This window comes from Mycobacterium sp. TKK-01-0059 (genome assembly GCF_000709305.1).
Taxonomy (GTDB): domain Bacteria; phylum Actinomycetota; class Actinomycetes; order Mycobacteriales; family Mycobacteriaceae; genus Mycobacterium; species Mycobacterium intracellulare.
In genome coordinates, this window is the sequence record NZ_KL446993.1 from 2,184,032 (window position 1) to 2,208,769 (window position 24,738).

Genomic DNA, 24,738 nt, shown 5'->3' on the forward strand with positions numbered 1-24,738 from the left:
ATCTGAAATATCAGATGTTACGTTTCAAGCATGCGCACCGACAAAATGGCCCTCGTGGCCTTCATGCAGGCCGGCAGCACCTCGGTCTACGCGGGCTCGTGGCGGCACCCCGCGACCGAACACCGGTACCTGGACGCGTCCTACTACGCGAAGATCGGCCGCCAGCTCGAAGAGGGTTGCTTCGACCTGATGTTCTTCGACGACCGCCTGGCCATGCCCGGCGTCTACGGCGGATCGGTGGGCGAGGCCGTGCATTACGGCGCCCGCCCGGTCAAGCTGGACCTCAGTGTGATCCTCGGGGTGCTGGCACAAGCCACGTCCAAGATTGGGCTGGGCGCCACCTACTCGACCACCTACTACCAGCCGTTCCACGTGGCGCGCACGTTCGCCTCGCTCGACCACCTGTCGGGCGGCCGCGCGGCGTGGAACGTGGTCACCTCCGTCAACGACAGCGAGGCGCAAAACTTCGGCGTCGACGCCCACCTCGGTCACGACGAACGGTACGACCGCGCCGACGAATTCATGGACGTGGTGACCGGCCTGTGGGACACCTGGGAGGACGAAGCCGTCCTGCACGACCGGGCCTCCGGGCAGTTCGCCGACCCCAGCAAGGTGCACGAGCTGGGACACGTCGGCCAGTTCTTCTCCGCCCGTGGACCGTTGACGGTGCCGCGGACCCCGCAGGGCCGTCCGGTCATCATCCAGGCCGGTTCGTCGGGCCGGGGCCGCGAATTCGCTTCTCGGTGGGCCGAATTGATCTTCACCGGCGACCCGGGCATCGAGGTGGCGCGCAGCCACTACGCCGATCAAAAGGACCGCATCGCCGACGCGGGCCGCGATCCGGCCGCCGTGCGCATCTGCCCCATGGCCTACGCGGTGGTGGGCGAATCCGAGGCCCATGCCAAGGATCGCGAGGCGATGTTCCTCAACGATCTAGTACATCCGATGGCGTCGCTGACGCTGCTGTCCGAGCTGATGAACTATGACTTCGCGCAACACGATCTCGACGACCCGGTGACCGACGAACTGCTCGCCTCGGTCTCCGGAATCCGCGGCCTGGTGCAGAACCTGCGCACCCATATCGGCGGGGACACGGTCACCTTGCGCGACCTCGCCAACCATCGCGCCACCCTGCTGCAGGGGCCGCGCTTCGTCGGCACCGGCGAACAGGTCGCCGATCAGATGGCGGACTGGTTCGAAAGCGGCGCGTGTGACGGATTCGTCTTGGCCGCAACGCATCTGCCCGGCGCATTCGAGGACGTCGTGCGCATGGTGGTGCCAGAGCTGCAGCGCCGCGGCCTGTTCCGCACGGAATACGAATCCTCCACTCTGCGCGGCCATCTCGGGCTGCAGCGTCCGTCGAACAGCCGGGTGGCCGCCGGTGCCCATGCTTGACGGGCTGCGGGTGCTCGACCTCGCCACGTTGGCCGCCGCGCCGTTGGTGGCCACCTATCTCGGGGAGTTCGGCGCCGACGTGATCAAGGTCGAAGAACCGCGCCACGGCGACCCGATCCGCGGCTGGGGCAACCAGCGCGACGGTGTCGGCCTGATGTGGAAGTCGATCGCGCGCAACAAGCGGTCGATCACGCTTGACATGCGGTGCGCCGAAGGGCAGGAGCTGGTGCGCCGCCTGGTGGAGCACGCCGATGTCGCCATCTTCAACACCCGCCCTCAGACCTTGCGGAAGTGGGGCCTCGACTACGAGAGCCTGCGCGCGGTCAACGAGCGGATCGTGATGCTGCACATCACCGGGTACGGGCTGAGCGGGCCGAAGAGCGAGCGCCCGGGCTTCGGCACGCTGGGCGAGGCGATGAGCGGGTTCGCGCACATCACGGGTCAGGCCGGTGGGCCGCCGACGTTGCCGCCGTTCATGTTGGCCGACGGCGTCGCTTCGCTGAACGCCGCGTACGCGGTGATGATGGCGCTGTATCACCGGGACGTGCATGGCGGGCCCGGACAACTGATCGACGTCAACCTGATCGACCCGCTGGCCCGGCTGCTGGAACAGACGCTGCTGGGCTATGACCAGTTGGGCCTGGTGCCCGAGCGGGCCGGCAACCGGTGGGACATTTCGGCGCCGCGCAACACCTATCGCACCGCGGACGGCAAGTGGCTGGCCATGTCCGGCAGTTCGCCGGCGTTGGCGCTGCGGGTGTTCCGGGCGATCGGCCGCCACGATCTGCTCGACGACGCCGACTTCTCCGACCCCCAGCGACGCCTGGCGCGGGCCCGCGAGGTCGATGCCGTGGTCGCCGATTGGGTTGCCACTAAAACACTTTCGGAGGCGATGGCCGCCTTCGAGACGCACGAGGTGGCCGCGGCGCCGGTGTATGACATCAGCGACCTGGTGGCCGACGAACAGTTGGCGCATCGTGAGGTGTTCATCTCCGTCGACGACCAACAGCTTGGACCCATGACGGTGCAGGCCCCCGTGCCGCGTTTCTCGTCGTCGCCCGGCACGGTCGGGCATCTGGGACCGCGCCTCGGCGAGCACAACACCGAGGTATACGGGGAGCTGCTCGGCATGAGCCACGACGAAATCGACGACCTGCGCGCCCGCGGCGTGTTGTGACACAAGGACACTGAAGGAAGCAACCATGACGAAACTTCTCCGCCGCTCCGAGCTCGCGGTGCCCGCCTGCAACGACAACATGTTCGACAAGGCCGCCGGGTGCGGCGCCGACCTGGTGTTCCTCGACCTCGAGGATGCGACGCCCGCCGCGTTCAAGGAGGAATCGCGCGGCAAGGCGGTCAGCGCGCTCAACGACCTGAACTGGGGCCGCACCGCGCGGGCGGTGCGGATCAACGGCCTGGACACCCGGTGGTGCCACGACGACGTCATCGACGTGGTGACCAGGGCCGGCCGCAACCTCGACACCATCATCATCCCCAAGGCGCGCACCGCGCGCGACGTGTGGTGGGTGGATGTCCTGCTCACCCAGCTGGAATCAAAGCTGAACCTGGGCAAGCGGATTCGCCTCGAGGTGCTGATCGAAGAAGTCGAAGGCCTGGCCAACGCCGAAGAGATCGCGGCGGCCAGCCCCCGCCTGGACGCCCTGATCTTCGGGGTGGGCGATTTCTCGCTGTCACAGGGCGCGCGGGTGGACACCAACTTCGTCCCGCTGGGCGAGTATCCGGGTGAGTTCTGGGCCTACGCGCGCAACAAGGTGATCGTCGCCGCGCGCATCGCGGGCATCGACGCGATCGACGCGCCGTACCCCGACTACCGCGACCTCGCCGGGTATGAGCGCGACGCCCGGCGCGCGTCGCTGCTCGGCTACACCGGGAAGTGGGCCATCCACCCCGACCAGGTTCCGGTCGCCAACGAGGTCTACGCCCCGACCGCCGACGAGATCGCCCGCGCCGAAGCCAACGTCGCCGCCTACCGGGAGGCCGAGGCCAAGGGCCGGGGAGCCGTCGGGGTGAACGGCGTCCTAGTCGACGCCGCCCACGTCAAGCAGGCGGAGCAGACGCTGGCGCGCGCTGCCCTGATCAACGGCACCGGCTAGTCGATCGTCGCTAGTCGATCACCACCAGGAGGTCGCCGCCCTCGACTTGTGCGGTGCGTGACACCGCGATTCGCGCGACCTTGCCGGCCTTGGGGGTGGTGACGGCGGCCTCCATCTTCATGGCCTCGATCGTCGCGATCGTCTGGCCGGCCTCGACCTCCTCGCCGACCTCGGCGGTGACCGTGACGACGCCGGCAAAGGGGGCGGCGACGTGATCGGGATTGGCGCGGTCGGCCTTCTCGGCGGCAGGGACGTCGGTGGCGATGCTGCGGTCGCGCACCACGACGGGCCGCAGCTGACCGTTGAGGATGCACATCACGGTGCGCATTCCGCGTTCGTCGGGGTCGGAGATGGCCTCCAACCCGATCAGCAGCTCCACACCGCGCTCCAGCTCCACGCGATGCTCGTCCCCCTGGCGCAGCCCGTAGAAGAACTGGTTGGCGCTCAATCCGGAGGTGTCGCCGTAGGCCTCGCGGTGGTCCTCGAGCTCTTTGGCCGGCCCGGGGAACAGCAGCCGGTTCAGCGCCGCCTGCCGTTCGGCACCCGGTGTGGCCAACGCCTTTTCATCGTCGGCTATCAGCGGCTGCTCGGGCTTGGCCGGGCCGCGGCCGTCTAACGCCTTGGTACGCAACGGCTCCGGCCAGCCGCCGGGCGGATCGCCGAGTTCGCCGCGCAGGAACCCGATGACCGAATCCGGGATGTCATAGCGCGCGGGATCTTCGGCGAAGTCTTGCGCGCTGACGCCCGCCCCGACCAGCGCCAGCGCCAGGTCGCCGACCACCTTGCTCGACGGCGTGACCTTGACGAGGTGCCCGAGGATGGCGTCGGCGCCGGCGTAGGCGTTTTCGATGTCCTCGAACCGGTCGCCGAGACCCAGCGCGATGGCCTGCTGGCGCAGGTTCGACAGTTGGCCACCGGGGATCTCGTGGTGGTAGACGCGGCCCGTCGGGGACGGCAGCCCGGATTCGAACGGCGCGTACACCTTTCGCAGCGCCTCCCAGTACGGTTCCAGGTCGCACACCGCCGGCAGCGACAACCCGGTGTCGTAGTCGGTGTTGGCGGCGGCGGCCACGATCGATGACAGCGCGGGCTGGCTGGTGGTCCCCGCGAGCGGGGCAGCGGCACCGTCGACGGCGTCGGCCCCCGCGTGCCAGGCCGCCACGTAGCTCGCGAGTTGTCCGCCCGGGGTGTCGTGGGTATGCACGTGCACCGGCAGGTCGAACCGGGATTTGAGCGCCGAGACCAGCGTCGCGGCGGCCGGCACGCGTAACAACCCGGCCATGTCCTTGATCGCCAGGACGTGCGCGCCCGCTTCGACGATCTGTTCGGCCAACTTGAGGTAATAGTCGAGCGTGTAAAGCTTTTCGGCCGGATCGCTGAGATCCCCGGTGTAGGACATCGCCACCTCGGCCACCGCCGCCCCGGTGTCGCGCACCGCGTCGATGGCCGGGCGCATCGAGTCGACGTTGTTCAACGCGTCGAAGATCCGGAAGATGTCGATGCCGGTGGCCGTCGCCTCCTCGACGAACGCCGTCGTCACCGTCTCCGGATAGGGCGTGTAGCCGACGGTGTTGCGCCCGCGCAGCAGCATCTGCAGGCAGATGTTGGGCATCGCCTCCCGCAGCGCCGCCAGCCGCTCCCACGGGTCCTCCTTCAAGAACCGCAGCGCCACATCGTAAGTCGCGCCGCCCCAGCACTCCACCGACAACAGTTGCGGCATGGTCCGCGCGAGGTAGGGCGCGACCTTGATCAGGCCGCTGGTGCGGACGCGGGTCGCCAGCAGCGACTGGTGCGCGTCGCGGAACGTGGTGTCCGTGACGGCGACGCCGCGCGACTCGCGGAGCCAGGCCGCGAATCGCTGGGGTCCGAGTTCGGTCAGACGCTGCTTGGAGCCCGGGGGTGGGTCGGTCGACAGGTCGATGTCGGGCAGCTTGTCGTGCGGGTACACCGTTGACGGGCGCTCACCGTGGGGCTTGTTGACGGTGACGTCGGCCAGGTAGTTGAGGATCTTGGTGCCGCGGTCGGCCGAGCTGCGCGCGGTGAGCAGCTGCGGGCGTTCCTCGATGAACGACGTGGTGATGCGCCCGGCCTGGAAGTCGGGGTCGTCCAGGACCGCTTGCAGGAAGGGGATGTTCGTCGACACACCGCGGATGCGGAACTCCGCGACCGCCCGCCGGGCGCGGCGCACCGCGGTGGGGAAGTCGCGGCCCCGGCAACTGAGCTTGATCAGCATCGAGTCGAAATGCGCGCTGATCTCCGCGCCCAGGGTGGTGCCGCCGTCCAGTCGTATTCCCGCGCCGCCCGGGGTGCGGTAGGCGGTGATGCGGCCGGTGTCCGGGCGGAAACCGTTCGCCGGGTCTTCGGTGGTGATGCGGCATTGCAGCGCCGCGCCGTGCGGGACGATCGAATCCTGGTGCAGGCCAATCTCTTCCAGCGTTTGACCGGACGCGATGCGCAGCTGGGCGGACACCAGGTCGACGTCGGTGATCTCCTCGGTCACCGTGTGCTCCACCTGGATGCGGGGATTCATCTCGATGAACACGTGATTGCCGCGCTCGTCGAGCAAGAACTCGACCGTGCCCGCGCAGGTGTAGCCGATGCTTTGCGCGAACGCCACCGCATCGGCGCAAATACTCATCCGCAGTTGTGGATCCAGGTTCGGCGCCGGGGCGATCTCGATCACCTTCTGGTGCCGCCGCTGCACGCTGCAGTCCCGTTCGTAGAGGTGGATCACGTTGCCGTGGTTGTCCGCCAGGATCTGGACCTCGATGTGGCGCGGGTTGATCACCGCCTGTTCGAGAAACACCGAGGCATCCCCGAAGGCGGATTCGGCCTCCCGGCTGGCCGCCTCGATCGCCTCCGGCAGCGCCGCGGGGTCGGTGACCCGACGCATCCCGCGGCCGCCACCACCGGCGACCGCCTTGACGAACAGCGGAAACGTCATCGACTCGGCGGCCGTCACCAGCTCGTCCACCGATGTCGAGGGCGCCGAGGACGCCAGCACCGGCAGGCCCGCCGCCCGCGCCGCCGCGATCGCGCGCGCCTTGTTGCCGGTGAGCTCGAGCACCTCGGCGGTCGGGCCGACGAACGTGATGCCCGCCGCCGCGCACGCCGCCGCCAGGTCCGGGTTCTCGGACAGGAACCCGTAGCCCGGGTAGATGGCGTCCGCCCCGCACGCCAGCGCCGTGGCGACGATGTCGTCGACCGACAGGTAGGCGCGGACCGGGTGACCCTCCTCGCCGATCTGGTACGACTCGTCGGCCTTGAGCCGGTGCACCGAATTGCGGTCCTCGTAGGGGTAGACCGCCACGGTGGCCATTTCCAGTTCGTAGGCGGCGCGGAAGGCGCGGATCGCGATCTCGCCGCGATTGGCGACCAGGACTTTCGTCAACACGGTACTTACGATAGAGCGCGTTGCGGCGGTCCGACATACTCGCTCAGCGGACGGATCAACGCGTTCGACGCGGTCTGCTCGATGATGTGCGCCGTCCATCCGGTGATCCGGCTCATCACGAAAATCGGGGTGAAGGCCCCGATGTCGAAGCCCATCAGGTAATAGGCCGGGCCGGTGGGAAAGTCCAGGTTCGGCTTGATGCCATTGGCTTGGGCCATCCCCTTTTCCAGGACCTCGTAGATGTCGAGCCACTTTTGACCGTCGCGCGCGGCGGCGACGCGCGTGAGCGCCGCCTTCATGGTCGGCACCCGGGAGTCGCCGTTCTTGTAGACGCGGTGACCGAAGCCCATGATCTTGTCGCCGCGATCCAGCTTGCCAGACAACCACTCCGAAGCCCGTTCGGCGCTTCCGATTTCGATCATGTCGTGCATGACCGCTTCGTTGGCCCCGCCGTGCAGCGAGCCCTTGAGCGCGCCGATGGCGGCCGTGACCGCGCTGTAGATGTCGGACTGGGTCGAGGTGACCACGCGCGCGGCGAAGGTGGATGCGTTGAAGCTGTGCTCGGCGTAGAGCACCATCGACTGTTCGAACGCGTCGACGATCACCTGCTCCGGGACGTCGCCGAAGCACATGTGCAGGAAATTCTGGGCGTAGCTCATGTGGCTGTGGGGCGCGATGGGTTCCAGTCCGCGCTGGCGGCGCATGTCGGCCGCGACGACGGTGGGCAGCACCGCGAACATCCGCAAGGCCTTGGCGTAGTTGGCCGCCGGGCTGTTGTCGTCCTCGTCGGGGTCTTCGGCGCCCATCGAGCTGATGAAGGTGCGCACGACGTCCATGGGGTGGCAGGTGTCGGGCAATTTGGTCAGCAGCGACAGCTGGGACCGGTTCAGCCGACGCGCCGCTCGTTCCCGCTGGGTGAACAGCGCCAGCTGCTGCTCGTCGGGCAGCTCGCCGTGCCACAGCAGGTAGGCGACCTGCTCGAAGCTGCACGCGGCCGCGAGGTCCTGTACGGCGTACCCGCGGTAGGTCAGGGAGTTGGTCTCCGGGACGACCTTGGAGATGGCGGTGGTGTCGACGACGACGCCGGCCAGGCCTTTGTAAATGCGGGGCTGGTTGTCTTCGACGATGCTCATGGCGCGACTCCTTGGACGGAAAAGTTGTAGAGGTCGGAATCGAATTGGCTGTAATCGGCGTAGCGCAGCAATTCGTAGAGGCGGCTGCGGTGCTGCATCCGCTCGGTCAGGCCGGATTGTGTTCCGGTCTCGGCGATTTCGCGAAGGCCCGCCTCGACGGCGTGCATGGCCAGCCGCAGCGTGGTGACGGGGTAGATCACCACGTTGTAGCCGATGTCGGACAGCTGTTGGGTGGTCAGCAGCGGCGACTTGCCGAACTCGGTCATGTTGGCCAGCAAGGGTGTGTCCACCGCGGCGCGGAACCGCTCGAATTCCGTTGGGCTGCCTAAGGCTTCGGTGAAGATCAGGTCCGCACCCGCGTCGGCGTAGGCCTTGGCGCGCTCGATCGCCGCCCCCACCCCCTCGATGCCGGCGGCATCGGTGCGGGCGCAGACGATGAAATTCGGGTCGCGGCGCGCGGAGACGGCGGCCCGCAGCCGTTTGATCATCTCGCCGGCCGGCACCACGGCCTTGCCGTCGAGATGCCCGCAGCGCTTGGGGTTTTCCTGGTCCTCCAGGTGGCAGCCCGCGAGGCCGGCGTCCTCGAGCACCGTCACCGTGCGCGCCGCGCTCATCGGCTCACCGAAGCCGGTGTCGGCGTCGATCAGGGTGGGCAGGTCGCTCACCCCCGCGATCTGGGCGCCTCGCCCGCTGACCTCGGTCAGGGTGGTCAGGCCGATGTCGGGCAGGCCGAGGTCGGCCGAGAGCGCCGCGCCCGACACGTACACGCCGTCGAACCCGAGCTCGGCGACAAGCTTGGCCACCAGTGGTGAGAAGGCGCCCGGGAACCGTTGCAGCCGACCGCTTTCCAGCGTGGCGCGGAACCGCGCCCGCTTGTCGGTCGCCGGCACGGCCCCGCCGATCAGCCCGCCCATCAGAAGATCCCCGGCCCGATCGCGGGGGCCTTGTCGAGTATCAGCGGAGCGACCGTGATGTTGAGCGCGCCCACAGCGCCCGCCTGCAGGTCCGCCAGGGCTTCGGCCGCCGACAGGAACCGCTGCTGCTCGGCCTCGCCGACCACGCCCTCGGCCAGCTCGGTGAACTTCCCGATGTACTGCTTGCGCTCGAATGGCCGCGCCCCCAGCGGATGAGCGTCGGCGACGGCGATCTCGTCGACGATGACCTCGCCGTTTTTGAGGGTGACCTCCGCGCGCGCGCCGAACGCCTTCTCCGCCGGATCGGTGGAGTGGTAGCGCCGGGTCCATTCGGGATCCTCGACCGTCGAGATCTTGTGCCACAGCTCGACGGTGTCGGGGCGGCGCGCCCGCTGCGGAGCATACGAGCGCTCGTGATGCCAGGCGCCGTCCTGCAGCGCGACCGCGAAGATGTACATCACCGAGTGATCCAGCGTCTCGCGCGAAGCGTCGGGATCGAACTTCTGCGGATCGCCCGACCCGGTGCCGATCACGTAGTGGGTGTGATGGCTGGTGTGCAGAACGATCGTCGCGACCTGGTTCAGATCGCCGATCCGTTCGCGCATCCGGCGCGCGAGGTCGATCAGCGCCTGACTCTGATACTCCGCCGAGTGTTCCTTGGTGTAGCTGTCGAGGATGGCGCGCTTGGGCTCGCCGGGCTCGGGCAGCGGGACGTGATAGGTGTGCTCGCGCCCCGAAAGCAGCCAGGCGATCACCCCGTCCTCGCCCTCCCAGATCGGGGCCGGCGCACCCTCACCGCGCATGGCGCGGTCGACGGCCTCGATGGCGACCTTGCCCGCCCAGGCGGGCGCGTACGCCTTCCAGCTCGAGATCAGGCCCTTGCGCGACTGCCGGGTCGACGTCGTAAGGTGCAGCGCCTGGCCGATGGCCTGATAGATCGTCTCTTTGTCCAGGCCCAACATCGTGCCCAGGCCGGCCGCCACCGACGGGCCCAGGTGCGCGACGTGGTCAATCTTGTGCTCGTGCAGGCAGATTCCCTTGACCAGGTCGATCTGGATCTCGTAGCCGGTCGCGATGCCCCGGATCAGGTCGGCGCCGCCGATCCCCAGGTGCTGCGCCACCGCCACCAGGGCGGGAATGTTGTCGCCCGGATGCGAGTACTCGGCGGCCAGAAACGTGTCGTGGAAATCCAATTCGCGCACCGCGACGCCGTTGGCCCAGGCCGTCCACTCCGGGGAGTAGTCGCCCTCGATCCCGAAAACCTTGGCGCCCTTGGCCGCGGCGGGGTGCGCCCGCGCCTGAGCCCGCGCGACCGCCACCGGCCGGCGGACCAGCGAGGCGGCCGAGACGGCGGCGTTGTCGATGATGCGGTTGATCACCATCGCCTCGACGTCGACGGGCACGGCGACCGGGTCGGCCGCGACCTCGGCGATCTTCCACGCGAGGTGTTCACTGCGGGGGAAGTCGTCGGCGCTACGACGCGTCCGAACATCGTGAATGCGCATAACTCGCACAGTACGCAGGGCTGAAGTCGGCGTAAATCCCCTGTAAAAGCGTAAACTTGTGTCCTTCTCCGCGGCAGTTTGCGAATGTTGTGAAAGGGGTTGGGCGTACGGTGGGATCCGTGGCGAAGACGTTCGCCGGCGCGCGGCTACGGCGATTGCGCGAGGAACAGGGGCTGACCCAGGTGGCGCTGGCCCGCGTCCTGGGGCTGTCGACCAGCTACGTCAACCAGCTGGAAAATGACCAGCGCCCGATCACCGTTCCGGTACTGCTCACGCTCACCGAACGATTCGACCTGCCGAGCCAGTACTTCGCGCCGGAGTCCGACGCCCGCTTGATCTCCGACCTGCGGGAGGTGCTCGCCGAGGCGCCCGCGACGGCCGGGCAGGTCGAGGAGCTCGTCGCCCGCATGCCCGCGATAGGTCAGACCCTGGTCAACCTGCACAGGCGGCTGCACGACACGACGGCCGACCTGGAGGCCCTGCACAGTCGCGCGAATTCGGAAGCCTCGGACGCGTCGTCGCTGTCCCAGCAGCCGATGCCGTTCGAAGAGGTTCGCGATTTCTTCTACGACCGCAAGAACTACATCGGCGAACTGGATCTCGCGGCCGAAGAGCTGTTCACCAAGAACCACTTGCGAATCGGCGGACTCGACGGCCAGCTCGCGGAGCTGCTCGCCGAACAGCTCGGCGTCTCGGTGGTGATCGACGACGGTCAGGTGTTGGATCCCAACTCCAAACGCCGGTTCGCGCCCGAATCGAAAACCCTGTACCTGGCTCGGTGGCTGCATCCGGGCCAGCGTGCCTTTCAACTCGCCACCCAGATCGCCCTGCTCACCCAGGCCAAGTTGATCACCGGGATCATCGCCGGCGACGACCAGCTCAGCGACGACGCCCGCAGCGTGGCGCGTATCGGGCTGGCCAACTATTTCGCCGGCGCCCTGCTGCTTCCCTACCTGAGATTCCTCGAGGCCGCCGAGGACGTCCGCTACGACATCGACCAGCTGGCAAGGCGATTCGAGGTGGGATTCGAAACCATCTGCCACCGGCTGTCCACCCTGCAGCGCCCGAACGCGCGGGGCGTGCCGTTCATCTTCGTCCGCACCGACAGCGCCGGCAACATCTCTAAACGCCAGTCCGCCACCGCTTTTCACTTCTCACGCGTCGGCGGCAACTGTCCGCTGTGGGTGGTCCACCACGCATTCTCCCGGCCCGGCCAGTTTCTGACCCAAGTCGCGCAGATGCCCGACGAGCGCACCTACTTCTGGGTCGCGCGAACCACCACGACGGAGCCGAGCCGATACCTCGGCCCGGACAAGAGTTTCGCCATCGGACTGGGGTGCGACGTCGCGCACGCGGAGAAGCTGATCTACTCCGTCGGCATCGATTTGGGCGACGCCGAGTCGATCGTGCCGATCGGCGCCGGCTGCAAGATCTGCGACCGGCCCGCGTGCCCGCAACGCGCGTTCCCATACCTCGGCCACCCGGTGTACGTCGACCCCCACAGCAGCACCGATCTGCCGTACCCGCCGGCGATCACGTATTGAGCGCGGTCAGGTCGGGCCGGCCGCCGAGGCGCTGAACGGTGGCGCTGGCGGCCGCGGCCGCCAGTTCACCGGCCTCCGGTGGTGCGGCGCCATCACGCAGCGCGGCGATCAGCCCGGCCACGAACGCGTCGCCCGCGCCGGTCGGATCCACCACGTCGACGTCGGCGAATTCGAAGAGCCGGCTGCCACCGTCCCACGCCACCAGGTCACCGACCTTCGGAACCGCGAGGGCGACCAGTCCCGGACCGCAGGTCAACAGGCGGTCGGCCAGCTCGCGCGCCTGCGCCGCCGTGCCGATCTCCCGGCCCGCGATGAGCGAGGCTTCCGTGGCGTCGGCGCGGATCACGTCGACCGCCGCGAGCAGGTCGGCCCGAATGTGCTCGGCGGGCGCGCCGTCGGCCACGACGCGCAGACCCCGCCGCCGAGCGCGTTGCGCGGCTTCCAACGCGGTGGCCGGCGGCTGCTGCAGCTGAATGGAAACGGTGTCGGCGGTGTCGAACGCGGACCGATCGAGGTCGGCGACTTGGATCAGCGAGCTTTCGGGCACGTCTTCGAGGAGCATGCGTTCCGGCGGTTTTGGGACCACATCGATCAACAGCGCCGTGGTGCCGCGACGCGCGACGCCGCCGACGTCGATGCCGTCCCGTTGGGCCTGCGCCAGGACCGACGCCCCCGCATCGTCGTCACCGGCCACCGCGATGAGGGCGACCGGCACACCCAGCTGCGCCAGGCCGACCGCCTGATTGGCGCCCTTGCCGCCCAGCAGCTCCTTGCGCTGCAGGATCGTGGTGGAATCGTCGGTCGTCGGCGGCCCATCGGTACGCAGCACCAGATCGCGTGCGATCTGGCCGATCACGACAACGCCCATGGGTCCACAGTGCCCGGTCTTGACGGGCACGGCAACGCGATGATCGAGTGAGCCATGCCCAAGGTCGCGGTACTCGACGACTACGCGGGAGTGGCATTGCAGGTCGCCGACTGGTCACCCGTGCAGACACGCTCGGAGGTAACCGTTTTCGATCGCCACCTCTCCGAGGACGCGGCCGCCGAAGCGCTGCGGCCGTTCGACGTGGTGTGCACCCTGCGCGAGCGGATGGCGTTTCCGTCGACCCTCATCGCGCGGCTGCCGAACCTGAAACTGATCACCATCGTCGGCAAGAGCCTGCCGAACCTGGACCTGGCCGCCGCCACCGAGCACGGGATCCTGGTCGCTCACTCCGATTTCGCGCATCCCCGATTCAGGGCAATGCGCGATGCGACACCGGAACTCGCGTGGGGGCTGATGATCGCGACGGTGCGCAATCTCGCCGAAGAGCATCGCAACATGCGCGACGGCGGCTGGCAGAGCGCCGCGGGTATCACGCTGGCGGGCAAGACGCTCGGCCTGCTCGGTCTCGGCAGGGTCGGCAAACGAATGGCCGAGTATGCCAAGGCGTTCGGCATGGACGTGATCGCGTGGAGCCAAAATCTCACGGCGGACACGGCCGCGAGCGTGGGGGCCCGGCGCGTGCAGAAGGCGGAGCTGTTCGCCGCCTCCGACGTGGTCTCCATCCATGTGGTGCTCTCGGAGCGCACCCGGGGGCTGGTCGGCGCGTCCGAGCTGGCCTTGATGAGGCCGCACGCCTACCTGATCAACACGTCGCGGGGTCCGATCGTCGACGAGGCGGCGCTGCTCGCCGTGTTGGAGTCCGGGCGTATCGCCGGCGCCGGGCTGGACGTGTTCGACGTCGAACCGCTGCCCGGCGATCACCGGTTGCGGCGGCTGCCGAATGTGACGCTGTCTCCCCACCTGGGGTACGTCACCCGGGAGATGCTCGGCGCCTTCTACTCCGACACCGTGGAGTCAGTGGTGGCATGGCTGGACGGGACGCCCGTTCGGATCGCCAATCCCGAGGTGTTGCACCGACGCTGACCGCTCACTTCCGTTTCCAGTGCGGGCTTTTGACCGCGTCGAGAGCCTCGGTGACGTAGCGGTCGAGCGGCCGCGGCTTTCCCGATTGTCGTACCCATTGCTGGAAGGCGAAATCCGCCGCCGCGAAGGCCAGTTGGACCAGCAAGCCGGGACGCAGATCGTCGTCGGCGTTGACGCCCATTCGTTCGGCGATGAGTTTGGTCGCCCGGTCCTTGTCGGCGGGCCGGTGCACCGTGACCTTGTCAAGCAGGTCGGTGGCCACCAGCAGGGCTTCGCGCCATTCCTCGGTGTCGGCCTGCTCGAACGAGCGGGTGCGGGTGACGATGGCGTTGATCAGCGCAATGTCGGGTGGTTCGGCGGCCGGGCGGCCTTCGAGGAGGTTGACGATCGCGGCGCCGCCATAGCGCACCGGCGCGAGCAGCAGCTCCTCCTTCGCCGGCACGTGGCGGAAGAAGGTGCGCGGGGAAACGCCCGCGGCCGTGGCGATTTCCTCCGTCGTCACCGCGTCATACCCGCGCTCCACGAACAGCCGGAACGCCGCGCGCCGGATGTCGGCGCGGATCTGCGCGCGCTGCCGATCGCGGAGCGACTCTGGTCGGGTGGGCGAGGTCACCGGAAGCAGCCGATCCCGCCGTCGACGTGGATGGTCTGCCCGGTGATGAACGTCGCGTCACCGCCGAGCAGGAACGCCACCAGCGCGCCCACGTCGGTGCGGACGTCGCCGATGCGCTTCATCGGGACGCGGCCCACGGCCTTCTCGTATTCCTTGGGCGCGAACGACTTCCAGTACTTGACGCCGTCCGACTCGGCGAATGGGCAGATGACGTTGACGCGGATGTTGTCGCGTCCCCATTCGAGCGCCGCGACCTTGGACAGCCCGCGGATGCCTTCCTTGGCGGCCGCGTACCCGCCCCACTTGGGCTCGCCGCCGGTACCCGTCCCGGAGCCGAGGTTGACGATCGACCCGCCGCCCTCCCTGACCATCAGCGGGTGCACGGCCTGCATGAGCAGGAAGGTCGCCCGGGGCCCGACGTCGTAGCCGAGCGCGAGGTCTTCGGTGGTGATGTCGACGAACGCCTTGGGCTCGTTGGTGGCGATCGCGTTGTTCACCAGGCCGTGCACGGCACCGAAGGCGTCGATCGCGGCGGCCGCGATCCGCGGCGCACTGTCGGGGTCGCGCAGGTCGGCGACGAGCCGTTCGACCCGTCCGATCGCGGCGAGTTCGGTGGTGGTCGCCTCGAGGGCTTCCTCCTGGATGTCGACCAGCAGCACCGCCGCGCCGCGTTCGAGCAACGCGGTGGCCACGCCCTTGCCGACCCCCTGGGCGGCGCCGGTGACGATCGCGACGTGTCCGCGCATCGAATCGGGGTGGCTGTAGCTCATTCGGCGGGTCCCATCTGCAGCGCCACGCCCCGGTGCAGTTCGTAGGTGCTCCGCGCGCCGTTGGGCAGTTCGATGAACTCCACCGGGGTCCCGTCCGGATCCTTGACGAAAAACATTCGGACACCACCGATCTCGAAGGGGTCCTGGTCGGGGGTGTAACCGGCGGAGACGATGCGGCGATGGGTGTCGTCGAGGTCGGGCACCGACAGCGAGACGTTATGGATCCCGGTGATGCCCCGTCGCGGTTTGTGTTCGGTCGCATTGGTGCCGATCGACAGCAGCTCGATCATCAACCCGCCCAGCAGCCCGCCGACGACGCGCCCCTCCTGCTTGCGGGTCGCGTGCAACACCGCATCGAAAGGCTCTCCGGAGATGAGCGTTTCGAAGACCACGTCCATGCCCAGGACGTCGCGGTAGAACGCCAGCGCGCGGTCCATGTCGGTGACGCCGACGACGAGGTGGCAGAACGACACGTCCTCGAGGGTCATGGCCTGACCGCCGCAAGATTCGGGGCCGGGCGGCCGGCGAACAACGGCAGATCGAGGTAGGTCTTGATGCCCGGTTCGGAGGCGCAGACGTCGGGAACGGCGTTGATGCAGTGGTTGGCGGTGACCACGACGCCCGGATTCTTGATCAGCCCTTCGGCGATCGTCTCCGGCTGCAGCCCCTTGAAGGTGAGGCTCACGTCGGGGTCGCCGGTGATGTCGACCTCGAAGCGTTCGCCGCGCCCGCCGAAATCCCAGGCGGGATCCAGGTTTTCCTCACCCATCAGCCAGTTGACCGCCGCGGTGATGACCGGCTCGCCATCGACCAGCGCTTGCCAGCGGAAGCGGCGCGCCGCCACGGTGCCGACGGTGATCGGGAAGGGGTCGTAGTCGATCTCCGCGGTCGCCACCGCGACATCTTGGATGGTTCTGATGTTGGGATCGATGCGAAATCCCATGTGATCGGCGATCATCCGCACCGACTGCTTGAAGCCCCCGTCGAGCAGTCCGGCCATCGGTCCCTGGGTGGCCTCCTCGGGCGTGCCGCCGAATCCCATGATGTGGCGGACCACGTCGGGTGCGTTGTAGGTGCGGATGTCGGAGAACTCCTCGGCGCGCACGTGCGTGATCGCCGACGACAACGAGGACACCATGAGCGGGAATCGCTCCGTGATGCCCCCGGGGTGGATCCCCGAACCATGCAGCGTGACACCGTTTTCCGCCGCGGCGTCGGCGACGGCCCGGTGGCGCGGGTTGGCCGGATCGGGGTAGACCCAGCCGACCGGTGTGACGACGTTCTTGCCGGACCGCAGAATCGCGATGACCTCGTCGTCGTTCGGGATCAGCGGGCTGTACATGACGCAGTCGGCGTCCAGCGCCAGCACCTCGTCGATGCTGGTGGTGGCCGTGACACCGAGATCCTGGGTGCCGATGATCCGCCCGACGTCGACACCGTTCTTGTCCGCGCTGTGCACCCAGCACCCGACGAGTTCCAGCTGTGGGTGATTGAGGACGCACTGGATCGCCGCCTTACCCACACCGCCGGTGGCCCACTGGATGACACGAAGTTTGGACGGGCTACTCATCATTGACCTCCCGGACGGCGGTGCGCGACCTTTACACATCGGCGAACAAAATGGCAGGCTATGACTTGCTGACAGTGACTGTCAATGATCGCCTACTTCGGGAAGGGTCTGTTGATGAGCGTCCTCGACGGGAAGATCGCGATCGTGACCGGCACCAGCCGCGGCGTGGGCGTCGGCATCGCCCACGAGCTGCTGCGGGCGGGCGCGACGGTCATCGGCTGCTCGCGTTCGCCGCTCGATGGCCTCCCCGGCATCGAAAACGACTGGGCGCCCCGCGCTTTCCAGAGGGTCTGCGATCAGGGTGACTATCGGTCGATCGACTCGTTCGTCGCGGACGTCGTGGCCGCCCACGGCCGGGTCGACATCCTGGTGAACAACGCCGGCGGCACCGTTCCGGCGCCGCACGTCGAGAGCATTCCCGAACTGGTGCAACGCATTCAGGGCGCGCCCGCCAGCGACGACGAGTACGCGCGCACCGCCCTGTTCCATGCGTTCGCGGTGCAGATGAACCTGATCAGCCCGCTGTGGTTCGCCATCCGCGCCTATCGGCAGATGCAGACCCAGGACGGCGTCGGTTGCATCATCAACATCTCCAGCGGCGCGGGACATCCGGCGGGATCGCCGACGCTGGTCTCCTACGGCGCGGCCAAAAGCGGCCTCAACCACCTCACCCGATCCCTGGCCGAGGAGTGGGGGCCGAAGGTCCGCGTCAACTGCGTGGCGTTGGGCCCGACGATGACGGAAAACTTCCGGTCGTTTGTGCTGCCCAAGGACGATCCGACCGGAGAGAAGTACTTCGCCGCCGTTCCGCTGCGCCGCGCCGGCGAGCCCGCGGAGGTGGGGCGGGTGTGCGTGTTCCTCGCGGGCGGGCAGGCCGACTTCGTCAACGGCACCACCATCGAATGTGACGGCGGGATGCTGCCCGGTGTGCTCTATGACGCGGGGCTGAAGACGATCACCGACCTGTTGTGACCGGCTGGTAGCTGGAACCCTTCTGGGACAACGGGACTCGCGCGATCACCGCACGACCCACTGCCGCGTTCGCGGTCACCGCGACCGACCGGCGGCGAATCGGCTCGTCGCCGATCTGGGCAGACATGCACACAGCGGCGTCAGTCGCGGTCTAATGGGTGGATGGAACTGATGATGCCCACCGACGCGATCTTTCTCCTGGGAGAGTCTCGCGAACATCCCATGCACGTCGGAGGCTTGCAGTTGTTCGAGCCCCCGCCGGGTGCGGGGCGCGGCTTCGCCCGTGAGCTGCACAAGCAACTGACCGCTCAGCGGGAGTTCCAACCCACGTTTCGCAAGCATCCCGCGAAGTTCGTCGGCGGCATCGCGAACCTGGGGTGGTCGTATGACGACGACATCGATGTCGACTATCACGTCCGGCGTTCGGCGCTGCCGTCACCCAAACGGGTCCGCGAACTGCTCGAGCTGACGTCGCGGTGGCACAGCACGCTGCTGGACCGTCATCGCCCGTTGTGGGAGACGCACATCGTCGAAGGCCTCAAGGACGGCCGGTTCGCCATCTACACCAAGGTGCACCATGCACTGATCGACGGCGTCTCGGCGCAGAAGCTGATGCAGCGCGCGCTGTCCACCGACCCCGACGACCCCGAGATCCGCGCCCCGTGGAGCCTGAGCAAACCCAAGCGCAGATCCAGCACGTCGTCTCGCTTGAGTTCATTGGCCCGTGCGGCGGGATCCGTTGCGGCACTTGCTCCCTCGACGGTGGGACTGGCGCGCGCCGCGCTACTCGAGCAGCAGCTGACGTTGCCGTTCGGCGCGCCGAAGACCATGTTGAACGTCAAGATCGGCGGCGCTCGCCGCTGCGCCGCGCAGTCCTGGTCGCTGGACCGCATCAAAAGCGTGAAGCGGGCCGCGGGCGTCACGGTGAACGACGTCGTCTTGGCGATGTGTTCGGGGGCCCTGCGCTATTACCTGCTCGAGCAGAACGCGCTGCCGGACACGCCGCTGATCGCGATGGTCCCGGTGAGCCTGCGCACCGAGGAGGAGGCCGACGCCGGTGGCAACATGGTCGGAGCCATCCTGTGCAACCTCGCGACCGACACCGACGATCCCGCGCAGCGTCTGCTGACCATCAGCGATTCGATGTGCAGCAACAAGAAAGTCTTCTCGCAGTTGCCGCGGCTTCAGGCGCTGGCGCTGTCCGCCGTCAACACGTCGGCGCTGGCGTTGGCGGCGGTGCCGGGCTGGGTGGCGTCGACGTCGCCGCCTTTCAACATCATCATTTCGAACGTGCCGGGGCCCACGCAGCCGATCTACTACGGGGGAGCGCGGCTCGACGGCAACTATCCGCTGTCCATCGCGCTGGACGGCCAGGCGCTGAACATCACCCTGGCCAGCAACGCCGGCAATCTGGACTTCGGTCTGGTGGGGTGCCGGCGCAGCGTGCCACACCTGCAGCGCCTGCTCGCGCATCTGGAATCCTCGCTCAAGGATCTGGAACGCGCTGTGGGGGAATAGAAGTCGATGGCAAAGCTGAGCGCGGGTGTGATGCTGTACCGGACCTGCGACGGCGTCGTCGAGGTCTTGCTCGCGCACCCGGGTGGGCCGTTCTGGGCCCGCAAGGACGACGGCGCGTGGTCGATCCCGAAAGGTGAGTACGCCGACGGGGAGGATCCCTGGGCGGCCGCGCAGCGCGAGTTCGCCGAGGAGCTGGGGTTGCCGCTGCCGGCCGGGCCGCGTGTCGACCTCGGTCAGCTGAAACAATCCGGCGCCAAGGTGGTGACCGCCTTCGCCGTGCACAGCGACCTCGACATCACCGACGCGCGCAGCAACACGTTCGAACTGGAGTGGCCAAAGGGGTCGGGCACGCTGCGGGAGTTTCCCGAGGTCGATCGGGTGGGCTGGTTCGCGGTGGGGGCGGCGCGCACCAAGTTGCTGAAGGGCCAGCACGGTTTTCTCGACCGCTTGATGGCGGATCCTGCTGTGGCCGGACTATCCGAAGGGACCTGACATGCAGACGCTGCGCACACCCGACGACCGGTTCGACGAGATTCCTGATTTCCCCTATGCGCCAAGGTATTGCGAACTGCCCGACGATGACGGCGGTGCGCTGCGCGTCGCCTGGATCGAAGACGGACCAGGAGATGCGGATCCGGTTCTCATGCTGCACGGCGAGCCGTCGTGGTCGTACCTGTACCGCAAGATGGTTCCGATACTGGTGGCCGACGGTCACCGCGTCGTCTGCCCGGACCTGGTGGGCTTCGGCCGTTCGGACAAGCCGACCCGGCTCGACGACCACAGCTATGCGCGCCACGTCGAATGGATGCGCGCGCTGGCGTTCGATGTCCTCGACCTCCGCAACGTCACCCTGGTCGGTCAGGACTGGGGCGGGCTGATCGGATTGCGGCTCGCCGCAGAGCATCCCGAGCGGTTTGCCCGGATCGTCGTCGCCAACACCGGGCTCCCGAACGGGGACCAGCCGATGGCCGACATCTGGTGGCGCTTCCGGGAGGCCATCACCTCGGCGCCGGCGCTCGACATCGGCGCGTTTGTGCAGGGCGGCTGTCGCCGGCCGATGAGCGATGCCGAACGCGCGGGCTACGACGCGCCGTTTCCCGCTGACGAGTACTGCATCGGCCCGCGGGCCATGCCCGGGCTGGTGCCCACCTCTCCGGACGATCCCGCCGCGGCGGCCAACAAGGCCGCGTGGGCCAAGCTGTCGGTGAGTCCGACGCCGATGCTGGTCGCCTTCAGTGACAGCGACCCCATCACCGGGCCGATGGCCGCGATCTTTCAGCGCGAGATGCGCGGCGCGCAGGGGATCGACCACCCGGTGATCCGCGGCGCCGGACACTTCCTGCAGGAGGACGCCGGCGAAGAACTGGCCCGCCACATCGTGGCGTTCCTGCGCCGCTGAACGGGCGCGGCCCGGCGGATCGGGGGCGGGCACAATGTCAGGATGACGACCGCGCCCACCGAAGCCGCCGAATCCCAGGGGCTATTGCTGCAGCTGCTGGACCCCGCCAACCGGGCCGACCCGTATCGGCTGTGCGCGCAGTTCCGCGACCGCGGGCCGTTGCAGCTGCCCGACGCCAACCTGGCGGTCTTCTTGAGCTACCGCGACTGCGACGAGGTGTTGCGGCACCCGTCGTCGAGCAGCGAGAACGCCAACTCGACGGTCGCGAAGCGGCAGGCCGAGGCCGGCACCGCGCCGCCCAGGCAGGGCCCGCCGGGATTCTTGTTCCTCGACCCGCCCGATCACACCCGGCTGCGCAAGCTGGTCAGCAAGGCGTTCGCGCCGAGGGTGGTGAGCGCGCTGCAACCCGACATCCGGTCGCTGGTCGACGGATTGCTCGACCGGGTCGCCGAGAAGGGCCAGTTCGAAGTCGTCGAGGATTTCGCCTATCCCCTGCCGGTCGCGGTCATCTGCCGGTTGCTCGGTGTGCCCCTCGAGGACGAGCCGCAGTTCAGCCGCGCGTCGGCGTTGCTCGCCCAGGCGCTGGACCCGTTTTCGACGATCACCGGCGTGCCGGCGGAATTCGCCAATGAGCGACAACAGGCCGGTACGTGGCTGCGTGATTACTTCCACGGCCTGATCGACAAGCGCCGGTCACGACCCGGTGAGGACCTGCTGTCGGGGTTGATCGCCGTGGAGGAGTCGGGGGATCAACTGACCGAGGAAGAGATCGTCTCGACCTGCAACCTGCTGCTCATCGCGGGTCACGAGACCACGGTGAACCTCATCGGGAACGCCGTGTTGGCCATGCTACGCAACCCAGGTCAGTGGGCAGCCCTGGGCGCCGACGTCGACCGAGCGCCCGCGATCGTGGAGGAGACCCTGCGCTACGACCCGCCCGTACAGCTGGCCGGTCGAATTGCGCTCGCCGACATGGTGATTGGGGGAGTCGAGGTGCCCGCGGGTGATGTCATGATGCTGCTGCTCGCCGGCGCCAACCGTGACCCCGCCGAATACGACCGGCCCGATGTGTTCGATCCGGAACGGAAGAACCTGCGGCACTTGGGATTCGGCCGCGGGGCGCATTACTGCCTTGGTGCGCCGCTGGCCCGGCTGGAGGCCAGCGTGGCGCTGGCGGCGGTCGCCGCGCGTTTCCCGAACGCACGGTTGGACGGCGAACCGCAGTACAAGACCAACGTCACGCTGCGCGGACTGTCGCAGCTGACGCTCGCGATCTGATCGGCGCTCCCAGGGTTCAGCGCTCCCAGGGAGGGCTTTCGTCCATCTTCCTGTAGTACTTCGCCAGGTGGCTTTTGACCCGATCGACATCGGAGTGCGGCACGTCGATGCCGCCGCGCGCGCCGTCCATGATCGCGCCGGCGGCCATCACCCCGCGCGGCACCGCCTTGAGGGTTCCTCCGATGACGTCGGCGATCAGTAGCTTGTAGCCGGTGAAATTGTCCTTGTTGTCGCCGTCGTACCAGACGTGGGCGTCGCGGTACTTCTGGTTCGGGGCGTCCTCGGCGCCGGCCCACTTGCGGACCCGTTTCTCCGCGGCGCCACCGTCCCATTTCCGGTCGCGGTCGGCCAACGGCAGGTCTTGAAACGCTGTGACTGACATACGGGCCGCGTGCCCGCTTCGGCGGGCGTTAAACGGCCGATCTGGAAGTTATCCACAGTTGGAAGTTCGTCCACAGGTTTGCTTTTGGGCCGACATCGGCGCGATTTGGTCGGCCGGTTTTGTCGGTGGCGGTGGCGATGATGGCGTTATGTCTTCGATCGCATCTGCTGAGGCCGTGGTAGTGACTGCCAGTGACCGTCTTGAGGTGTTGTTCGAGGAGTTGGCGGAGTTGAGCGGTCAGCGCAATGCGATTGATGGGCGCATCGTGCAGATCGTCGCTGAGATCGATCGCGACCAATTGTGGGGCGTGACCGGTGCGCGCTCGGTGCCGGCGTTGGTGGCCTGGAAGCTGGGCTGTTCGTCGGGCAACGCCCACACGCTCAGTACGATCGCGGGCCGGCTCGAGGAGTTCCCGCGCTGCACCGCGGGTATGCGTGAGGGTCGGCTGTCGGCCGATCAGGTCGGGGTGATCGCCGCCCACGCGGGCCCGGGATCCGATGAGCATTACGCCCAGCTGGCCGCGGTCGCCACGGTCAACCAGTTGCGCACCGCGGTCAAACTCGAACCGCGACCCCAACCAGGACCCCGCCCCGAGCCTGAGCCTTCGCTCACCACGACCACCACCGAGGCGGGCAGCTGCTATCGGATCACCCTGGGCCACCATGATGCGGCGAAATTCGATGCCGCGTTGGCGTCTCACCGTGATGCGCTGATCGCCGAATGGAAACACGACCACGACGAGCGCGCCGGCGGCCAGGACGTTTCCGATCAGCGGCCGCCGTTGCCGAGCACCGCCGAGGCGTTCATGCGCCTGGTCGAGGCGGGCTGGGACGCCGAGGCCACCCGCCGCCCGCATGGGCAGCACACCACCGTGGTGGCACACCTTGACATCGAGCGCCGCGTTGCCGCGCTGCATCTGGGTCCACTGCTCACCGACGCCGAACGCCAATACCTGACCTGTGATGCCACCTGTGAGGTCTGGTTCGAGCGCCACGGCGAACCCATCGGCGCCGCCCGGACCACGCGGGTGATCAATCGGCGGCTGCGCCGCGCCCTGGAGTACCGCGACCGCTCGTGTGTGGTGCCCGGTTGTGGGGCCACCCGGGGTTTGCATGCCCATCACCTGTGGCATTGGGAAGACGGTGGCCCCACCGAGTTGGCCAACCTGGTGCTGGTCTGCCCCTATCACCACCGGGCACACCACCGGGGCGAGATCACCCTCACCGGACCCGCCGACGCCGTGACCGTCACCGACGACGACGGCCAAATCCTGAGCCCGGGATCGCTGGCACGCCCACCAACCGGGCCCCCGCCCGCGGTAGCGCCGTGTCCGGGACCTACCGGCGAACGCGCCGATTGGTGGTGGTATGACCCCTTCCAACCCCAACCACCACCGACAACCAACTAGCTGGCGGACTCAATCCTCCTACGGGTTTGGGGCATCAACGGATTCGTTCCCGACCCGCGCCGACGCGCGCACCAATGCGGATCAAGCCTGGTGTTAGGACAGAATCACCGAATTAACATGCACCGGAGCATTAACCACGCCCTTGGACCAGCCCACCATCGGCATATCGGCAATGTCCGCTAATGCCTGAGGGCTGCGCTAGAGCGAAGTGTTTTTGTCGAGTCGATTGCCTTGCGCCGCATACACCATTGGCAACGCAGGCTCCGGGTTACGGGTGAATGGGCCATTTTGTGCCATCGCCCGTTTGGTTCGTTCTACCTTGAGGCATGACTACACCCGACCGAGCGGACCAAGCATCATCGGTCCCTACGTCCCGCAAAATTCTTTGCATCGTATACGGCGCTATCGCGGTCGCCGCGCTCATCGCGACGTGGAGCCAGACAATCACGTACGTTCACAGCCCGACCGACTTTTTCGTTAATTTCTGGCGCGACACCAAAACGACTGCGGCCTCGCGCAATATCACAGCCGACGCCCTGATGCTGGCCCTGAGTGCCGTCATTCTGATGGTGATCGAAGCCAGGAAATACAACCTGCGATTCGTCTGGCTTTACATTGTGGGATCGTTCTTCATCGCCGTCAGCGTGATGTTCCCGCTCTTCCTGATCGCGCGCGAATTGCGCCTGCGCACAGCCGACGTGCCACGCCTTGGCAGGACAGACACAATTCTGCTCGCGGTTGTCGCCGTCTTGACCCTGGCCCTGACTATCAGGATCGACATGCGGTGACCACTTAACGCGACCTTTCACTTGTGCGACTGACAGTGCTCTGACGGCACCACGGTGTGGATATGACCCCAAGCTGACCTTGAACAGCCGCCCGGGCACCTGGCTCTTATGTCCGAAGGTATGCCCCGC

The 24,738-nt window shown here is 67.7% G+C and carries 22 protein-coding genes; 12 read left to right on the plus strand and 10 right to left on the minus strand.

The window, feature by feature from the left end; genetic code table 11:
• Window positions 1–30: 30 nt before the first annotated feature.
• Genes K883_RS10530 through K883_RS10540 form a run of 3 tightly spaced genes read left to right on the plus strand, consistent with a single transcriptional unit; the run spans window position 31 to window position 3,509 of the window.
• On the plus strand, window positions 31–1,395 hold the full coding sequence (locus tag K883_RS10530) for an LLM class flavin-dependent oxidoreductase (RefSeq protein WP_014381651.1): 1,365 nt from the start codon (window positions 31–33) through the stop codon (window positions 1,393–1,395).
• Window positions 1,388–2,572, plus strand: a complete 1,185-nt coding sequence (locus K883_RS10535; RefSeq protein ID WP_036454399.1) for a CaiB/BaiF CoA transferase family protein — start codon at window positions 1,388–1,390, stop codon at window positions 2,570–2,572. The genes K883_RS10530 and K883_RS10535 overlap by 8 nt, the downstream gene beginning before the upstream one ends.
• Window positions 2,573–2,597: 25 nt before the next feature.
• A complete protein-coding gene (locus tag K883_RS10540) occupies window positions 2,598–3,509 on the plus strand; it encodes an HpcH/HpaI aldolase/citrate lyase family protein (RefSeq protein ID WP_036454401.1) in 912 nt (303 codons plus the stop codon).
• A gap of 10 nt (window positions 3,510–3,519) precedes the next feature.
• Here K883_RS10540 and K883_RS10545 read toward each other — a convergent pair whose 3' ends face one another.
• Genes K883_RS10545 through prpD form a run of 4 tightly spaced genes read right to left on the minus strand, consistent with a single transcriptional unit; the run spans window position 3,520 to window position 10,455 of the window.
• Window positions 3,520–6,903, minus strand: a complete 3,384-nt coding sequence (locus tag K883_RS10545) for a pyruvate carboxylase (RefSeq protein WP_036454403.1) — start codon at window positions 6,901–6,903, stop codon at window positions 3,520–3,522.
• Between the two features lie 5 nt (window positions 6,904–6,908).
• A complete protein-coding gene (locus K883_RS10550) occupies window positions 6,909–8,036 on the minus strand; it encodes a bifunctional 2-methylcitrate synthase/citrate synthase (RefSeq protein ID WP_036454405.1) in 1,128 nt (375 codons plus the stop codon).
• Entirely contained in the window at window positions 8,033–8,950 is a 918-nt protein-coding gene (prpB, locus tag K883_RS10555) for a methylisocitrate lyase (protein WP_036454406.1), read from the minus strand. The genes K883_RS10550 and prpB overlap by 4 nt, the downstream gene beginning before the upstream one ends.
• Window positions 8,950–10,455, minus strand: coding sequence for a 2-methylcitrate dehydratase PrpD (prpD, locus tag K883_RS10560; protein WP_036454408.1), 1,506 nt, complete (start codon window positions 10,453–10,455; stop codon window positions 8,950–8,952). Before prpD ends, prpB begins: the two co-directional genes overlap by 1 nt.
• Window positions 10,456–10,574: 119 nt before the next feature.
• Between prpD and K883_RS10565 the strand changes: the two genes are divergently transcribed.
• Entirely contained in the window at window positions 10,575–11,999 is a 1,425-nt protein-coding gene (locus K883_RS10565) for a short-chain fatty acyl-CoA regulator family protein (RefSeq protein ID WP_036455405.1), read from the plus strand.
• On the opposite strand, the gene K883_RS10570 is transcribed toward K883_RS10565, so the two are convergent.
• Window positions 11,989–12,867, minus strand: a complete 879-nt coding sequence (locus K883_RS10570; RefSeq protein ID WP_036454410.1) for a PfkB family carbohydrate kinase — start codon at window positions 12,865–12,867, stop codon at window positions 11,989–11,991. The genes K883_RS10565 and K883_RS10570 overlap by 11 nt on opposite strands.
• A 54-nt stretch (window positions 12,868–12,921) precedes the next feature.
• Here K883_RS10570 and K883_RS10575 point away from each other — a divergent pair, with 54 nt between their 5' ends.
• Window positions 12,922–13,911: a D-2-hydroxyacid dehydrogenase family protein gene (locus K883_RS10575; RefSeq protein WP_020821391.1), complete on the plus strand. Its 990-nt coding sequence runs from the start codon at window positions 12,922–12,924 to the stop codon at window positions 13,909–13,911.
• Between the two features lie 4 nt (window positions 13,912–13,915).
• On the opposite strand, the gene K883_RS10580 is transcribed toward K883_RS10575, so the two are convergent.
• The 4 genes from K883_RS10580 to K883_RS10595 are packed head-to-tail and all read right to left on the minus strand — an operon-like array spanning window position 13,916 to window position 16,864.
• Window positions 13,916–14,524 carry a TetR/AcrR family transcriptional regulator gene (locus K883_RS10580; protein WP_036454414.1) on the minus strand — a complete coding sequence of 203 codons (609 nt, stop codon included), beginning with the start codon at window positions 14,522–14,524 and terminating at the stop codon, window positions 13,916–13,918.
• On the minus strand, window positions 14,521–15,294 hold the full coding sequence (locus K883_RS10585) for an SDR family NAD(P)-dependent oxidoreductase (RefSeq protein WP_036454417.1): 774 nt from the start codon (window positions 15,292–15,294) through the stop codon (window positions 14,521–14,523). The genes K883_RS10580 and K883_RS10585 overlap by 4 nt, the downstream gene beginning before the upstream one ends.
• Complete coding sequence (locus tag K883_RS10590; protein WP_036454420.1) at window positions 15,291–15,782, minus strand: VOC family protein; 492 nt, start codon at window positions 15,780–15,782, stop codon at window positions 15,291–15,293. The genes K883_RS10585 and K883_RS10590 overlap by 4 nt, the downstream gene beginning before the upstream one ends.
• Window positions 15,779–16,864, minus strand: coding sequence for an NAD(P)H-dependent amine dehydrogenase family protein (locus K883_RS10595; RefSeq protein WP_036455407.1), 1,086 nt, complete (start codon window positions 16,862–16,864; stop codon window positions 15,779–15,781). The genes K883_RS10590 and K883_RS10595 overlap by 4 nt, the downstream gene beginning before the upstream one ends.
• A 114-nt stretch (window positions 16,865–16,978) precedes the next feature.
• Between K883_RS10595 and K883_RS10600 the strand changes: the two genes are divergently transcribed.
• The 5 genes from K883_RS10600 (at window position 16,979) to K883_RS10620 (ending at window position 22,031) form a co-directional block, all read left to right on the plus strand.
• The gene (locus K883_RS10600; protein ID WP_036455409.1) at window positions 16,979–17,836 is read left to right on the plus strand and encodes an SDR family NAD(P)-dependent oxidoreductase; all 858 of its coding nucleotides are present in this window, start codon (window positions 16,979–16,981) and stop codon (window positions 17,834–17,836) included.
• Between the two features lie 162 nt (window positions 17,837–17,998).
• Entirely contained in the window at window positions 17,999–19,354 is a 1,356-nt protein-coding gene (locus K883_RS10605) for a WS/DGAT/MGAT family O-acyltransferase (protein WP_036454425.1), read from the plus strand.
• 6 nt (window positions 19,355–19,360) lie between these two features.
• The gene (locus tag K883_RS10610) at window positions 19,361–19,846 is read left to right on the plus strand and encodes an NUDIX hydrolase (RefSeq protein ID WP_020821397.1); all 486 of its coding nucleotides are present in this window, start codon (window positions 19,361–19,363) and stop codon (window positions 19,844–19,846) included.
• 1 nt (window position 19,847) lies between these two features.
• Entirely contained in the window at window positions 19,848–20,753 is a 906-nt protein-coding gene (locus tag K883_RS10615; protein ID WP_020821398.1) for a haloalkane dehalogenase, read from the plus strand.
• A 42-nt stretch (window positions 20,754–20,795) separates the two neighbouring features.
• Entirely contained in the window at window positions 20,796–22,031 is a 1,236-nt protein-coding gene (locus K883_RS10620; RefSeq protein WP_020821399.1) for a cytochrome P450, read from the plus strand.
• Between the two features lie 16 nt (window positions 22,032–22,047).
• On the opposite strand, the gene K883_RS10625 is transcribed toward K883_RS10620, so the two are convergent.
• Complete coding sequence (locus tag K883_RS10625) at window positions 22,048–22,413, minus strand: hypothetical protein (protein WP_020821400.1); 366 nt, start codon at window positions 22,411–22,413, stop codon at window positions 22,048–22,050.
• Window positions 22,414–22,561: 148 nt separating this feature from the next.
• Here K883_RS10625 and K883_RS10630 point away from each other — a divergent pair, with 148 nt between their 5' ends.
• Together K883_RS10630 and K883_RS10635 are read left to right on the plus strand one after the other, a co-directional pair.
• Window positions 22,562–23,821 (plus strand): HNH endonuclease signature motif containing protein, encoded by a 1,260-nt coding sequence (locus K883_RS10630; protein WP_036454428.1) that lies wholly within the window; start codon window positions 22,562–22,564, stop codon window positions 23,819–23,821.
• Between the two features lie 326 nt (window positions 23,822–24,147).
• Window positions 24,148–24,609 carry a DUF2834 domain-containing protein gene (locus tag K883_RS10635; RefSeq protein WP_036454431.1) on the plus strand — a complete coding sequence of 154 codons (462 nt, stop codon included), beginning with the start codon at window positions 24,148–24,150 and terminating at the stop codon, window positions 24,607–24,609.
• The last annotated feature ends 129 nt before the right edge of the window (window positions 24,610–24,738 follow it).

Excerpts from the sequence above, each read along its gene's own strand:
- K883_RS10590 (WP_036454420.1), bottom strand. The coding sequence starts at position 15,782 with ATGACCCTCGAGGACGTGTCGTTCTGCCACCTCGTCGTCGGCGTCACC.
- K883_RS10620 (WP_020821399.1), top strand. The coding sequence starts at position 20,796 with ATGACGACCGCGCCCACCGAAGCCGCCGAATCCCAGGGGCTATTGCTG.
- K883_RS10585 (WP_036454417.1), bottom strand. The coding sequence starts at position 15,294 with ATGAGCTACAGCCACCCCGATTCGATGCGCGGACACGTCGCGATCGTC.
- K883_RS10595 (WP_036455407.1), bottom strand. The coding sequence starts at position 16,864 with ATGAGTAGCCCGTCCAAACTTCGTGTCATCCAGTGGGCCACCGGCGGT.
- K883_RS10575 (WP_020821391.1), top strand. The coding sequence starts at position 12,922 with ATGCCCAAGGTCGCGGTACTCGACGACTACGCGGGAGTGGCATTGCAG.
- prpB (WP_036454406.1), bottom strand. The coding sequence starts at position 8,950 with ATGGGCGGGCTGATCGGCGGGGCCGTGCCGGCGACCGACAAGCGGGCG.
- K883_RS10540 (WP_036454401.1), top strand. The coding sequence starts at position 2,598 with ATGACGAAACTTCTCCGCCGCTCCGAGCTCGCGGTGCCCGCCTGCAAC.
- K883_RS10615 (WP_020821398.1), top strand. The coding sequence starts at position 19,848 with ATGCAGACGCTGCGCACACCCGACGACCGGTTCGACGAGATTCCTGAT.
- K883_RS10570 (WP_036454410.1), bottom strand. The coding sequence starts at position 12,867 with ATGGGCGTTGTCGTGATCGGCCAGATCGCACGCGATCTGGTGCTGCGT.
- K883_RS10550 (WP_036454405.1), bottom strand. The coding sequence starts at position 8,036 with ATGAGCATCGTCGAAGACAACCAGCCCCGCATTTACAAAGGCCTGGCC.
- K883_RS10630 (WP_036454428.1), top strand. The coding sequence starts at position 22,562 with ATGTCTTCGATCGCATCTGCTGAGGCCGTGGTAGTGACTGCCAGTGAC.
- K883_RS10625 (WP_020821400.1), bottom strand. The coding sequence starts at position 22,413 with ATGTCAGTCACAGCGTTTCAAGACCTGCCGTTGGCCGACCGCGACCGG.
- prpD (WP_036454408.1), bottom strand. The coding sequence starts at position 10,455 with ATGCGCATTCACGATGTTCGGACGCGTCGTAGCGCCGACGACTTCCCC.
- K883_RS10610 (WP_020821397.1), top strand. The coding sequence starts at position 19,361 with ATGGCAAAGCTGAGCGCGGGTGTGATGCTGTACCGGACCTGCGACGGC.
- K883_RS10530 (WP_014381651.1), top strand. The coding sequence starts at position 31 with ATGCGCACCGACAAAATGGCCCTCGTGGCCTTCATGCAGGCCGGCAGC.
- K883_RS10635 (WP_036454431.1), top strand. The coding sequence starts at position 24,148 with ATGACTACACCCGACCGAGCGGACCAAGCATCATCGGTCCCTACGTCC.
- K883_RS10535 (WP_036454399.1), top strand. The coding sequence starts at position 1,388 with ATGCTTGACGGGCTGCGGGTGCTCGACCTCGCCACGTTGGCCGCCGCG.
- K883_RS10605 (WP_036454425.1), top strand. The coding sequence starts at position 17,999 with ATGGAACTGATGATGCCCACCGACGCGATCTTTCTCCTGGGAGAGTCT.
- K883_RS10600 (WP_036455409.1), top strand. The coding sequence starts at position 16,979 with ATGAGCGTCCTCGACGGGAAGATCGCGATCGTGACCGGCACCAGCCGC.